Source organism: Ruegeria sp. N7 (assembly GCF_056531345.1).
Map to the genome: position 1 here is coordinate 1 of NZ_JBQFLR010000012.1, position 13,452 is coordinate 13,452.

A 13,452-nucleotide genomic window follows, 5' to 3' on the forward strand; every position below is an offset into this window, starting at 1 on the left:
GAAATTCGTCCGTCCGTTTCAGTCCCATAGTTCGTCTCCTTTGCTGCAATAAATGCTATCAAAGGAGCGGCAGCAAACCGCGACACGTCCAAGTTTTGTTTTCCAGAAATCCGCTCGGGTCTTGGGGAGGGTAGCGTACCTACAATTGGTGTGTCGGTGCCAGAAGCATCCATGAACGAAAGCAACTGCGCGATACTTGGGAAACACGATGTCCGGTTTTCCTGGAACACCTTTCACATGTAGGCGAAATCGAAAGCCACGAGCATGTAAGGCCTTTCTGAGAACCAGCTCTGGCTTCGTATTTTTACCGCGAATTTTGCTCATCATCCGTGATCGCGTCTGAGCATCTACAATGTCCACCATGGCTTGTACTTGCCATATCTCTCAAAACCTGGAAAGAGGACGTAATGAGCAGTGAAGTACAAGAACCTATTCAAATCGTCGATCTATTCTCTGGTCCTGGCGGCTTAGGAGAAGGATTTTCTTCTTACAAGCTGTCAAACGGCATGCCTGCCTATCAAATTGCAGTCTCGATCGAAAAGGATCGTGCAGCACATAAGACGCTGCGGCTGCGCGCATTCCTTCGTCAATTTGACCAATTCCCTTCTGAATATTATGCGTGGCTTGCCGGGAAGCACGGCGAACCCGAGTGGAGCAAACTTTATCCGCACAGATGGGATGCTGCTGAACGAGAAGCCGTGTGTGCCGAGCTTGGTGATCCTGAAACAGCATTGTTTCTATCGGAAAGGATATCCGAAACTCAAAGGTTTGCGGGTGACAGAACACTCCTGATTGGTGGCCCACCATGCCAAGCTTATTCTCTTGCGGGGCGATCGCGGAACGTAGGTATTCGCAACTACAGGCCGAAGGATGACGACCGGCATTTTCTATACCGCGAGTACTGTCGAGTCTTGAACGAGTTTAGTCCCGCGGTTTTCGTGATGGAGAACGTCAAGGGCATGCTGTCCTCTTCCGTAGAGGGCCTCGCGATTTTTGAACAGGTTATGTCGGATCTCGAGAATTCTGGTCCGGGCTACAAGCTTGTATCATTGTCCGCAGGTAGTCGGTCCCTGTCTCGTCCCGAACCGCGAGATTTCGTCATTCGCGCTGAGGACCATGGAGTACCACAAGCCCGGCACAGGGTCATTATTGTTGGCATCAGATCGGATATTTCTGATGATTTCGCGCCCAGGCTCGAGCGCAGGACGCCCGTTGCGCGAGTTAGGGACTTGATGACTGGTCTACCGAGGCTAAGAAGCGGTTTGAGCAAGCGGGACGAAGATCACGCGTGGTGCGACGCAATGGCCGCCGCACTTGAAACGGTAGGTCAGGCCGCCATTGATTATCCTGGTGTGAACGTCTCCCGTTTTCTCGATGAACTGAACCGCGTCGAGGAGCGCCTGCTGACGACTTCTCGGACTGCGCGGAAGAAACACGGGCGAAAACAACTTTCCAATAGACTGCAATCGGAGCTTGCAGCGTTCCTTGACGACCCGAACTTGATCGGGGTATCGGGTCACGAAACCCGCGGCCATATGCCGTCGGACCTTGCCCGATATCTATATGCGGCCTGTTTCGCAAAAGCCGAGCGGGTGAGTCCACGCTCCCACCAGTTTCCGAGTATCCTGGCTCCAAACCACAAAAATTGGAACTCCGGCAAATTCAATGACAGGTTCCGAGTTCAGGTTGGCACCGCTCCGGCTTCGACTATTACGAGCCACATATCGAAGGACGGCCATTACTTCATTCACCCAGATCCAACGCAATGTCGAAGTCTGACTGTACGTGAGGCGGCGCGACTTCAAACCTTTCCAGACAATTATCACTTCATGGGCAACCGCACCGAACAATTCGTACAAGTTGGTAACGCCGTCCCGCCCTTTCTTGCAAGGCAGATCGCTGAAGCTCTATTACCCATTTTTGCTGATCTGGCCTGAACAAATCTAAGGAGGAAGCAAGATTAAAATCCAGGTTATTGGTGCGCTTCTACTACCGAAAAAAACCGCTCTTTGGATCGCGGGTTTCCTCTAAGACACCGAGAACACGGGAAATCATCTTGTCTTCCCGTGAATACAGCTGCACAGCCACGCCGCCCTCCTGAAACATCTCCATCGCCACCTCGAAGTGCCTGCCAAATTTCATATCCTCCAAATCCGGTGCATATGTTCGAAGCTCGCTGATGCCGGACTGAATAATGGCCCTCGCACAATCGGCGCAGGGAAAGCTGTTGCAATACATCCGGCAGCCCGACGTCGAAACGCCAGAACGCAGCATGTTGTAGAGCGCATTTCGCTCCGCATGTTCGAACCAAAGGTATTTTTCGCCGCCTTCGCGTGAATGACGTTCAGGATGCTCTGCGCTCACACCCCTAGGAAAGCCATTGTATCCGGTCGACCTTACTTCGTTGGCGTCACCTACGACTATGCAACCGACCTTTCTGCTTCGATCTTCACTCCAAGAAGCGACAAGGTCTGCCATTGCAAAGAACCGGGCATCCCATCTATCACAGTCGTAGATTTTCATCTTTTTGCCCTTTGGGAGTCTTATGAAATGCTTATTACTGGCAACCAGATAACTGATCAGAACCTGCTAGCCAACGCTGAAACCGGCAATCTCAAAGGTGGGTGCTATTATCTCAGAATTCATTCAATCATCCCAGCTGGTGAAGAAGCCAAATCTTACGACCCTTCCAAACCCAAAGTCATTCACACCCTTGAACCAGGCGGGTTAGCATGGGTTGTTTCGCAAGAGATGTTTCACATCGATAAAGCCAGCATAACGGCTTTGGTTACACTTAGAAGTGGTTTCACAAAAAAGGGTTTGTTAGCGCTCGACGTAGGGCTGGTAGACGCGAACTTCTTCGGTCCGATTGGAAGCTTGGTTATCAACTTCTCAAAGACACCCATCCGTTTGGATGCTGGAGAAGAGTTTTTCAGAGTTCTTTTCTTCAAACACGCAGAAGCCAAAGGGAAGCAGATTCCCAAAAAACAAGTGTTCGATCACGAGTCTTACGCTCGAAAAATTGTTTCGGATATGGTCGGTGATTTTTCTAGCACTTTTCTGCAAACCGACGAGATGGAGCAGCGCATAGAAGGCAACCTCAAGGATGGCCTAGTCGAAAAACTAGAGCCGGATATATTGAGCCGATTGACATATGACTTCTTTAAGAAGCACGGGGTGAAACTTTTTTTGGGTGCAGTTGCTGTAGTTGTTGCATTGTGGGGCGTTGGTACAGTTTTCGGCATCGGTAAACGTTTACACACCGAGGAACAAATTAGGGATATCATAAAGAACTACCGCTTGGAGCAGAAAGAACAAAACCCCTAACTGTTGAGCCTTCCATAGCCCTCCTTTTGAAGTTTTCTTAGTGCGTTCATAGCAATCGCACACTGCTTTTCTGAAGGAATCTTGTTTGGGATTGCAGCGCATGTTTCTAGAACGCCATTCTCTTTCGGAGACAAAAGACCACGTTCTCGCGCCCAATTTCTCACCTCTGCCCAGAACGAAGCTCCCAATCGATGCACTTCAAGCTCGGCCTCCACACTGTTTTCGATTGCCTTGTCTGCACGTAATTCTCTTACACGTTCAACCGCAAGCTCCGTCGAAATCAGTACGCGGTCGATGCCCTCCGGATAGTTCAATTTCCGTTCGCTCAGCCACTTCCAGCATGGTTGCTTTTTTGCCCATTCGCTGAAGTTTCGCACTCCCTCTGGTGGATGCATAATGACGTCCTGCGCCTCTGCGGCAGCAGTCAGTATCGCTGATTTAAGCTCTTGAGAAACATCTTGGTTTCGCCAAACGACGTCCAAGTCGACCACCATATCCCTTTCTTCTGCATCGTGAACCAGTTTTGCTATCGCATAGGTTACGATGTTTGCGCGATAGCCACCTTCGTACCATTCCGCATCCGATACCAACCTCTCGGTCGCACGAAACACGATTGCCTTTGCGATCATGCGCTTGAACCAAATCTCATCAAACTTGGCTCCTTCTGAGCCCCAGCGCTTACCGATTTGTTTGGCAAATTCCGCGAAATTCTTCTGTGCACCAAGGCTGACAATATGCGGCAGGCAAGCCCAAGTATTCTCAAATTTTGCGAGATCGGTTTTGGTGAGGAATTGTGACCGCGGAAATTCGGCATCGAATTTCTTTCGCTCAGTTATGGTCCTTCGCCCGCGTTCGTCAGCATACTGCCCCCTTGCACGCTCATAAAACCACTTGGTATCCCGATACCCGCCCTCAGCACGTGCCAGAACCTTCCGCGACAATTCCTCGGTTCGAATATGGAAGGGGTGGTTCGCAAAAAAATCTGCTGCATTCACTTTGTTCTGACTGTTAGCGTATTCAGAAATGCGTGGGACTACGAGTTCCGATTTATCACGCGGCACAATGGTCAGCTTCATCTGGACGTGGACTTGTTCCAGCTGCTCGACGAATGCTTTTCGGGCCGCATGTAGCGAGGCTGTGGTTTGACCACCGTTCACGACTTGCAAATTGTCGGCCTGCAACAGCTGCAAGCCTCGGTCTGTTTGCTGCACCTCGATTGCGTCAGCGGTCGCGCTGAGACCGTTGTTATAGGAAAAGAACATGTGTGGTTCGTCGCGGATCGTGTCGCGAATGCCCCTGTTCACTTTTCCTCGGGCCTGTAGAAAGCTCCTTACGTTTGCCTCTAGCAGGCGTGGGCCCCATTTGTCATAAATCGCAGCCAACTGTTTACCAGGAATGACTGCGAGATAGCTTTCAAGTGAGGATTCATTTCCGGATGCTGCGAGAAGCGGAATGCCACCGCCGAAGTCCTTTGCGAAATCGATCACCAAGTTTGCTCGCGCTTGCCCCTGCTCCATGTACTGCTTGAGGCGCTTGAGATCCCAAACGCTAAGAGTAACGGGCTTGCCATCAACATCCGTCACCTTGGCGGCATCTGCCTGGGTTCTTGAGTCGGCATTCGAAACAATGATCAGCTTGATCTTCTCGACTTCGTTCCAAGTAGTAGCAATCAAGTCTGCGACACCGAAGCCGGAACTTGTTTCCTCGAGTTGTTCCCTAAAATCACGTTTCAAGCACGCCTTGAGGAACCGATGTAGAGTGTTCAACAGGACTTGAAGTTTGTCCTTGTGAATCAACCTGACATCATCTGTAACCGAGAAATCGCACAAGATCAGGCTCAAGACTCCATCGCCGTCTCGTGGGTCACCACCGTAACCATCGATCCGTGCTAGATTTCCAGAAACATTACCCTCGAAATATGCTCTGTTCGCACCGTCTAACTCACCTGCCTCGGTCAGCAATTCACCGATTTTCTCGAAAAACGCCTCTACCGTAACAAGCCCCAGCGCATCTGCATCGCCCTGAACATCCGCGATTAAATCTTGATGAAATTCCTGGAGGTCACTCATGTTCCAGCCCTTTGCGGATCACCTCGATCAGATCACTTTCCAGTTTGAAAGGCTGACAGGCGTCCAAAGAGATCGAGTACTGTACACGTTCCACGCCTGCCAAAAGCGGCGACGAAATCCGAGGGAAGCCCCCTACGACCTCGAAATCAACTGGCGCGCCTAAAACCCAGCGGCGGTCATCATAATTGTTCTCGGGATCATATCCTGTAGAATACAGCGCCTCTTCCCACGCTTCGTATGCCCCACCATTCTCTTCGAACATCTCAGCGGTCATGCATACATGATCGTGCAAGCTCTGACCTTCAGGCAAGACAGCGGATGCAACGTTGGCCACTCGCAGGAACACGCGGCTCCCCTCAACGTCCGCTAATTGGTCCTCTGAAGAGATCGCGACCATTGGCTTCGCGGCAACTCTGCGTGCCTTGACCTCGACACAGGTTCCGATGAACTCAAAATCCTTGGCTGATCCGGTTGGTCCGGTCCAGGCCTCGACTGCGGTCTCCGGACCAAAACCAGAAACGAGTTCGCGAAGGAAAGCCAATTCCCCAACAAGGCCGCGTTGCTCTTCTACAGATAACCCACTGGTCCTTCCACCGCGCAGGAGGTGGTGCCAGCGTCGGGTGCGCTGCAGTGTCCTTGAAAGCGCCTCCTCGAGATCTTCGCCCTCTTCACCTGCTTCAACGACATCTCGGCAAAGGGTTTCAAAAATTTCGACCTGGCTTCGTTCTTTGAGACCAAGAACAAATGCCGATCCACCTGATACAGGCCGGAATGAAGCCACAAGGTTCTTCAGCTTCGGTAAACGCGGCAATGGGTTCGGCATCTCGGGCAGCCCCAGCATTAACCCCGGCATACCGGCTTCTAAGACCACCCAAAAGAAATCGAAATTACCTTCAACCTCCACTCGCCTGGCTTCATCCGGCTCAAGCTTTTCCCATGGATCAAGAGGCTTCAAGAGTAACCTCCTGATCATCATCCTCTTCATCTTCTCCGAAGAGTTCTCGGTAACGCACTGTATTTACGACATATTCAACGCGCTCAGCTGGTCTTGAAGAAACCGGAAGGCTAATGCCCCATGCAACTACAGGGGCGGAAGGTATTAGACGAGCTTCCTCAGCATGTTCTTTTCCATCAGGAGCCTTGGGCTTGACGAAATGCAAGATGAACAGGCCGCGATCTCTCACTCGTCGGTATATTGAATCCGGGAAATTCACGCGCTCACCGTCTGTCTTCCCCTTCTCGTCTCGGTAGCTTGCCTCTACAATTTTAGCCCTCTCCGAATCGACACCGGCCTTCTCGATCCCCCGTGATGCTACACGCATCCGCTTTCCACTAAAGGAAATGAACCCGTGCTTCAGATCATGAAGATCAACGTAGCGCTTAGCGGGAACTACGGGCTTGCCAAGCGTCAAGTCTGGCATGCCCTTGTTCAAACTCGGAATGAGTAGGTCCCAAGTCTTCAATTCGTCGGCACTTCGAGCCTGAATGTAGCTGCGGACCGGTTCGGGATCCGTCGTCACGCTTTGCTCTGCATTTCGCCAGCCTGCTAGGAATTCGTCAATGATTTCGACCGGTACATCACGCAGGAGGGTGCCCCAAGGTGTTTCTTCTTCTCTCGCGCCAGCTTGTTGTAATTTCAAAACAAGAGACTTAGCGATGTTCAGGTTTGCTGTAAGATCATTTGATCTGATGCTAATTCTTGATGTTTCTACGAACTTGTTCGAAAGTCCGACAAGTGTCGTGACCTTTGTGCCTGACCCCATCTTGTTGCGCGCTGTCACGAGCAGAGAAGCAGGATGGCTGCGCACCGCCAGACCAAAGTCTCGTGGGGTGGCTTTTGCCGCCTCCATGTCATGGATTTCTGAGTGCAGTTCCTCGGTGGCATTTGCAATATACGCATACCAACCAATGGATTCGGCTGGCATCCAGATGCGGCAAAGATCTTCGTAACCGCCCCGAAAGCCAAACCATCGGCCCATCTGCATGAGCGTATCATACATCTTGGTGTTGCGCAGGAACCAAGTAACCGTCAGCCCCTCAAGGGTCAGTCCACGCGAGAGAGCGAAACCGCCGACAGCGATGTATTTTCTGCCGGCCTTTCCGATAACCTCATCAGGGTAATCAAGGACATCCTTGGACTTATTGTTCACCAAGACGACTTGGGCTGCCGCAATGGTATCATGAAGAGCATTCTGAATCTCTTCCCATGAAGAATAGCTCTCTTTGAACTCTGTCTCCCAAACCTCTTTCAGAGCAGCAATTTCTGGATCAAATAGGCCTCTTGTGCCCGTGGCACCATTTACTCTGACTGCATTCAGAATCCGTTGCAGAACTTCATGCAACCTGTTTCGAAGTTGTGCTTGGATTGGGTTTCGAAAGCTCGCGTTTACCAGCATTGAGCAATGTTTGTGCCCTTGGTTTCTCAAATTGCGAATGGTGGCAGTCAATATGAAGGCACGAACCGCTTTTACCAGCGAGTCCGGCAACCCCTCCACCACAAAGTCCTGAGGATGTTTAACAGGAAGTAGATCTTCATTGTCGTCCACAAATCGAAGCCAAATCGGTTCTTCGTCATCTGGCATGCCTTCAACAAATACCTTGTTACCACCAAAGTAATTCGAGGGTGCATCGAGACCGATTATGAAGTCCTTTGGAAAGAGGTCTTCTGAGAGCATTTCATCGTCTTGGTCCGGGTCGATGAATATGTTCGCGAAGGGCGTTGCAGTGTAGCCGACGTAGCAGCTTCGATGAAAAGTGTTAAGAAGTTCTCGGATCAGACGATTAGTGGTGGTTACCTCTTCCTTGTTGTACTTCGTGTTGATCGAAGCATTGTCAGCCTCGTCGTCAATGAGCAACATAGGTTGGTCGATCATCTCGCTATCCCCTCGAGCACTGTTGTCTTTCAACCATTGCAGGAGATTGCGTAGAGTGTTGGATTGTTTCTTGATAACCAAGACGACCGGCACTTTGTAGGAGTCGATCTCGCTGGTATTCGTTGAAGCGGTGGCCTTATTGAAGTCCCGAAGTGTGTTCGTGAGACTAACTGGCGTGTTGTTTGGGTCAAAATGGCCTACGCCAATTATGTGCTTTGCCCCGTCCTTCTTGGTTTCTTGGGATTTTCCCGTATCACGACCGATGAAGCCTTCATCGATCCGCGCCTGTGTCTGGTTTCGAAGATTGTTGTGAATTCCGGCGATGACAATGATCAACCTGTATCCTGCATCCGCAGCTTTGCAAATCAGGCCGGTATAGTTAGCAGTCTTTCCGCTTTGAACGTGGCCCACCACCATGCCACGCCGATCCCAAGGCACATGTTTGTCGGGGTTGCCAAGGCGGCTGAGGATTTTGTCGGTAACCGTGTCTGTAGAAATCACTACGTCTTTCGGCAAGCCGTTCTGCAGAAGCAGTTTCTGATAGCGATTCCAATAAAACGGCTCGATCGATGGCTTTGCATCATCCAGCCACGGCTCAAAATCCTCACCGTCCACAACAGCGCCTAAACCAGCTTTGATCCCTTCTTTTGCTTCAATTTCCTTGGCGATCAGCTCGATTTCTTCGTCGCTCGCACCGGGAGGGTTTCTCCTTGCGTGCAACATATTGAGATCTCCAATATACGCGCGCAACTCTTCTGCGGTCATTCTAGGACTATCAAAAAGGTCCATTTCAACAGTGTTTTTGAGCTTTTCAAATGCGCTTCTCATAGACGTTCCTCGGCAAGTAAGTTCTTCAAAATTGGTTCGACATCTTCCCACTTTGATCGCAAGAATGGGTAATTTCTTATGGATTCGATTAGGGCATCTGCAGACATTCCGTTATCCATCAGGTTGATCACAAGAGAACGAACCAGCTCTTCGAGGTCAGTTTCGGTTGCTTCGTCCGCTGTAACTGCTTCTGCATTCCCGACTAGTTCTGCATGTAACGTTTCGATCGGAAGCCCCGCCCCAACTAATCGCAAGCATCTTTCGAAACCTTCACGAAGGTTTTCCGGCAACTGTTCCGCGTATGTTCGAAATACCGGATGCTCGATGTTAGGGCGAAAGAAGATCTGGCCATCCTTTTGCATCCGATTCCAAATCGGGAAGCGGGTCTCATCAACCAGCTTATGGCCGCGGCTGCGATAGGTACGTTTGGATGTTCCGACGAACCTTTCAACCACTTTCTTTAGGCGTTCCCGCACAACCGGCGGCATTTGTGCCGAGGCTTTCTTAACGTCGATTTTCCATTCCGCATCCATTGTATTCGGAATATCGACGGCAATTCGGCAGAGCTTAGTTAGTTCGGTTTGGCGAGCAAGACCCAACCAACCGCCAGCGATGATCAGGCGTTGCTCGCGATAGACATAGAGCCCCTGAGATTTCAGATGCCCCTCTGGACCACCAATCTCTTCCCATTGTTCCTGCGTCATGCGCTTGTGATGCGGTAGTGTGTGACATCTTATCACGACATCGCCTTGTCGCAGGCGAAGTACCTCCTCCGGGTCTTTCTGCGTAGCGGTATGTAAGGACGCCATAGGGTCAATCGGTTTCAACAAACGCCCGTTCAATGACAGCTTTAGGCGCGGCTTGGGGCCCTCAAGGAACCGATGGAAAACGAGCCGAAGATGGTGTTCTGCACGAGACAATTCCGCATTCATGTGTGCAGCACGTTTGCCGCGGTCATGTGCATAGCCGCCGCTTAAGCGGTCAAGATTTTTCCAAGTAACGACTGTACCTGTTTCAGGCAGAAGGTCATGCTCCGTTAGAAGATCCGGATTATCGATGAGTTCGAGGCTCCAATCGTTTCGCTCCGCGACTTTGTCGAGATCCCAGCGGGCACATGATGTTTTTTTTTCTCGCCGTGTCAGGACCGTTAAACGTCTGCATTGTGAAAAACTGGCGCTTTTCAGACCAAGACCGAAACGGCCGAGATCTTCGGCCGAACGTTCGTCTGTTGGCTTTTTCGACCCCAATCGCATGGCTTCAACCAGTTCGATCTCTGTCATGCCGAACCCATCATCTACAACCGCGATCCATGGTTCGTCAGCGGTAGTATCGGCGATCAACTCGACCGTTTGAGCCTTGGCAGTGATAGCGTTATCGATTACGTCGGCAAGTGCCGTTTCGAGATTGTAGCCAAAGTCTCTATGGCCCTCGATGAGCGACGCAGCATAAGGCGTCGCATCAACAACACGAGTTGCAAGTCGAGTCACGTTGGCCTCCGTGCAAAATAGCCGAGGAAATTTCTCTTGGCATTTGGGTGGTTAAGTTTCGAGGGGATGAAATCATCGCGAAGCCGCAGCGGACAACATTTGAAAAAGCGAAATTCGGAAAATATGTGACCTCAAAAGGATCATGCGAAATCACCTTTGGGGTAATGATATTCGGTCAATCAGGAACTGCTCATATGTTGCACTTTCAACAGTATATGCACTTGCTTCTAGTTTTGCGGTGATGGTGTACTCAATCAGAAGGTAAAGGGTAAAAATCACCATGCCGGGGAAGATCCACAACCATGTCGTGGGCGGCATTTCCCTACCGTTGACCAGAAACTGAATGATTGGCCAAATTGCGAAGGGTATGGCGCTAGCGATTATCCATCTGAACGGCTTCAACTTTTCTTCCGCTTCTAAGGCCATCTGATCTTTGGTTTTCACCAGATCACGCTCCCAAGCCAGGTATTCATCTATGATTTGGCCAGAAAGGTAATGGCCGCAGCGACAATAGTCGCGCGTAATATACTCAATTTGTCCACACGCTGCACAATGAGCCGCATTGATACTACCTGCTTTCGGGCGCAAATTGTACTTTCCACCATTGCTTAAATGGTTTTTGTCGGCACCGCAGATTTCTTCCAGCGAGCGCTCTAAGTCCCGTCCCAGCCGCACTTTGCGCGGGCGCAGTTTCAAAACCTCTTCGGAAAAGTCTTCATCCATCATCAGCTTATCAGCCTCAAAACACTATCAATTCTGGTTGTTTCCGGTTCCTCGCCATCTGTGGCTAAGGCGTCGGTGGTTAGGAACTCATCAAATAGAAATTCGATTGCGTCCCATTTTTTTTCGGGTGTCACGGAAAGCTCTCGATCAAAAATTCGTCGCTCTACTGCGATCCCGATCTTGCGGTACGCGGAGGCTATCTCCTTGTGCCTTCCGCCTTTGCCATCTTCTGAGTCGCCTTCGAGCATCCAGAGCGGGTCGACATCAAACAATTCGTAGATTTCCAACAATAGCTGAGCAGTTAGGTCTCGTTGACCACGTTCGTAGTTTTGATAGGCGCTTCGGCTAATACCTAGCTTCTGCGACATCTCTTCTTGAGAGAGTCGGGCGATCCTACGTACAGCCGCAAGGCGATTTCCAAGGCCACTAACAGCCATTTCAACTTTCGTTCGTATTTGTATTAACCTCATTCGTAGTCATTTATATCAAAATAGACACGAACGATGGCGATACGTTTGATTCATGCAGTTTCAACGTAGTTTTGTTTTATTCTGGACGCAAAACGATTCCTCTCGCCTCGGTTTGTAAGCAAACGATTTGAGGAGGCGAAGCGTGAAAAAGCTTCTCGAAACCCCCAAGGAACTGGCAGAAAGAGTGGGTATCCCTGTGTCCAACGTGCGCTACCTTATTCGCGCAGACATGTTGGATCATATCTTCACAGCCCCCGGACGCCGCAACCCAAAGATCCCAAACGGAGCCTGGGAACGGTATGTCGAAAAATTTACAGTGAAAGCTGCTGAAGGCGAGAAGCTGGATGCGGTGCTACGCGCCAACTAGTGGAGGTTGAGGACATTCGATGGCTACGCCGCGAGCGTCACTGACGCAGAATGAATTAACACGCTACCTCGAAGCATATAGAGATGCAGGGATACAAGTCGTGCGGTCAGAGATCAGCCGGGACGGAAAGGTCGTGATCTACAGCACTGAGAGGCAAGTCGACGAAGCAAGCAACCCCTGGGATCGTCAATGAAGCGGCGTAAACAGTTTCCTGGCGCGACCGCCTATTATGACCGGCACAACAAGCGCCGCTGGCGGTTTCGGAAGCGCGGGTTTTCTGCTGAGTTGGGGAGAGACTATGGGTCCGAAGAATTCGTCAGGCGATATGAAGACGCCTTAAATGGACACAAAACGCGCGGGTTGATCGGTGTTGACCGCGCCAAACCCTTTAGCGTCAACCAGCTTGTAGCCCTCTGGTATCGTTCAGCTGAGTTTCTCGACCTGTCTCTTAGTACGCAGAGGGTTTATCGCGGAATTGTTGAAAAGTTTCGTGAGGAGCATGGAGACAAACCTGTTCAACTGATGCAACGCCGTCACGTGCAAGCGATCCTTGCTGAAAAAGCCGAGACACCCGCTGCGGCGAACAACTTACGCAAGCGGCTGATCCAGTTAATGGATTTTGCCATTTCATTGGATTGGCGCGGAGACAATCCTGCGCGTGTGACGAAACCATTTCGCGTGGGTGGTGATGGCTTCCATACTTGGGATGAGGACGAACTGGCGCAGTTCTTCAAAACGCATAAACCCGGTACGCTTGCACACACAGCGGTATCGCTGATGCTTTATACTGGAGCCGCTCGAGTTGACGCGGTGAAGCTAGGGCCAGACAACATTCGCAACGGCAAGATTGAATACAGGCGACAAAAGACACAACGCTCGGGCGGTGTTTTAGTGTCAGTTCCAATCCACCCGGACTTGGCCGAAGTGCTGGACAAGGCTCCGAAGGACCGCACCTTCTTGGCTACCAAGAAAGGTACGATCCGATCGTCGGGGGGCTTGGGCAACCTCATGCAGCGTTGGACGGAGGTGGCAAAACTGCCTCAATGCTCCGCTCATGGCCTGCGCAAGGCTTGTGCGCGACGTTTAGCCGAGGCTGGTGCCACTGCGCATGAAATCGGTGCAGTCACCGGCCACAAAACACTAGCTCTCGTGCAACGCTACACCGAGGCCGCAGGTCGCGAAGGGATGGCTGATTCCGCAATTGAGAAACTGATCGCCCGCCCAAATGGCGAGCGTAATTTGGCGAACCCTCCGAACAGGTTCGTCAAATCTGATACCAAACCCCGGCAAGGAAAGGACAATTTATGA

The 13,452-nt window shown here is 51.0% G+C and carries 12 protein-coding genes; 4 read left to right on the forward strand and 8 right to left on the reverse strand.

The genetic code is table 11. The features are described from left to right. Positions 1–18: 18 nt before the first annotated feature. Complete coding sequence (locus ACR0ES_RS13605) at positions 19–363, reverse strand: very short patch repair endonuclease (RefSeq protein WP_480871002.1); 345 nt, start codon at positions 361–363, stop codon at positions 19–21. 44 nt (positions 364–407) lie between these two features. Here ACR0ES_RS13605 and ACR0ES_RS13610 point away from each other — a divergent pair, with 44 nt between their 5' ends. Further along, positions 408–1,937 carry a DNA cytosine methyltransferase gene (locus tag ACR0ES_RS13610; RefSeq protein ID WP_480871004.1) on the forward strand — a complete coding sequence of 510 codons (1,530 nt, stop codon included), beginning with the start codon at positions 408–410 and terminating at the stop codon, positions 1,935–1,937. 52 nt (positions 1,938–1,989) lie between these two features. Here ACR0ES_RS13610 and ACR0ES_RS13615 read toward each other — a convergent pair whose 3' ends face one another. Further along, entirely contained in the window at positions 1,990–2,523 is a 534-nt protein-coding gene (locus ACR0ES_RS13615; RefSeq protein ID WP_480871006.1) for a deoxycytidylate deaminase, read from the reverse strand. Between the two features lie 27 nt (positions 2,524–2,550). On the opposite strand from ACR0ES_RS13615, the gene ACR0ES_RS13620 reads away from it, so the two are divergent. Beyond that, positions 2,551–3,327: a dCTP deaminase/dUTPase family protein gene (locus tag ACR0ES_RS13620; protein ID WP_480871008.1), complete on the forward strand. Its 777-nt coding sequence runs from the start codon at positions 2,551–2,553 to the stop codon at positions 3,325–3,327. On the opposite strand, the gene ACR0ES_RS13625 is transcribed toward ACR0ES_RS13620, so the two are convergent. The 6 genes from ACR0ES_RS13625 to ACR0ES_RS13650 all read right to left on the reverse strand — a co-directional run bounded on the left by ACR0ES_RS13625 (position 3,324) and on the right by ACR0ES_RS13650 (position 11,777). Continuing rightward, positions 3,324–5,396, reverse strand: a complete 2,073-nt coding sequence (locus ACR0ES_RS13625) for an AIPR family protein (protein WP_480871010.1) — start codon at positions 5,394–5,396, stop codon at positions 3,324–3,326. The genes ACR0ES_RS13620 and ACR0ES_RS13625 overlap by 4 nt on opposite strands. Then, a complete protein-coding gene (locus ACR0ES_RS13630; RefSeq protein ID WP_480871012.1) occupies positions 5,389–6,351 on the reverse strand; it encodes a PD-(D/E)XK motif protein in 963 nt (320 codons plus the stop codon). Before ACR0ES_RS13630 ends, ACR0ES_RS13625 begins: the two co-directional genes overlap by 8 nt. Further along, the gene (locus tag ACR0ES_RS13635) at positions 6,338–9,097 is read right to left on the reverse strand and encodes a Z1 domain-containing protein (RefSeq protein ID WP_480871014.1); all 2,760 of its coding nucleotides are present in this window, start codon (positions 9,095–9,097) and stop codon (positions 6,338–6,340) included. Before ACR0ES_RS13635 ends, ACR0ES_RS13630 begins: the two co-directional genes overlap by 14 nt. Then, entirely contained in the window at positions 9,094–10,584 is a 1,491-nt protein-coding gene (locus ACR0ES_RS13640; protein ID WP_480871016.1) for an ATP-binding protein, read from the reverse strand. Before ACR0ES_RS13640 ends, ACR0ES_RS13635 begins: the two co-directional genes overlap by 4 nt. A 150-nt stretch (positions 10,585–10,734) precedes the next feature. After that, positions 10,735–11,310, reverse strand: coding sequence for a hypothetical protein (locus ACR0ES_RS13645; RefSeq protein WP_480871018.1), 576 nt, complete (start codon positions 11,308–11,310; stop codon positions 10,735–10,737). Next, the gene (locus ACR0ES_RS13650) at positions 11,310–11,777 is read right to left on the reverse strand and encodes a helix-turn-helix domain-containing protein (RefSeq protein ID WP_480871020.1); all 468 of its coding nucleotides are present in this window, start codon (positions 11,775–11,777) and stop codon (positions 11,310–11,312) included. Before ACR0ES_RS13650 ends, ACR0ES_RS13645 begins: the two co-directional genes overlap by 1 nt. 142 nt (positions 11,778–11,919) lie before the next feature. Between ACR0ES_RS13650 and ACR0ES_RS13655 the strand changes: the two genes are divergently transcribed. Further along, the gene (locus ACR0ES_RS13655) at positions 11,920–12,144 is read left to right on the forward strand and encodes a hypothetical protein (RefSeq protein ID WP_480455966.1); all 225 of its coding nucleotides are present in this window, start codon (positions 11,920–11,922) and stop codon (positions 12,142–12,144) included. Between the two features lie 189 nt (positions 12,145–12,333). Next, positions 12,334–13,452 (forward strand): tyrosine-type recombinase/integrase, encoded by a 1,119-nt coding sequence (locus tag ACR0ES_RS13660; RefSeq protein ID WP_480455967.1) that lies wholly within the window; start codon positions 12,334–12,336, stop codon positions 13,450–13,452.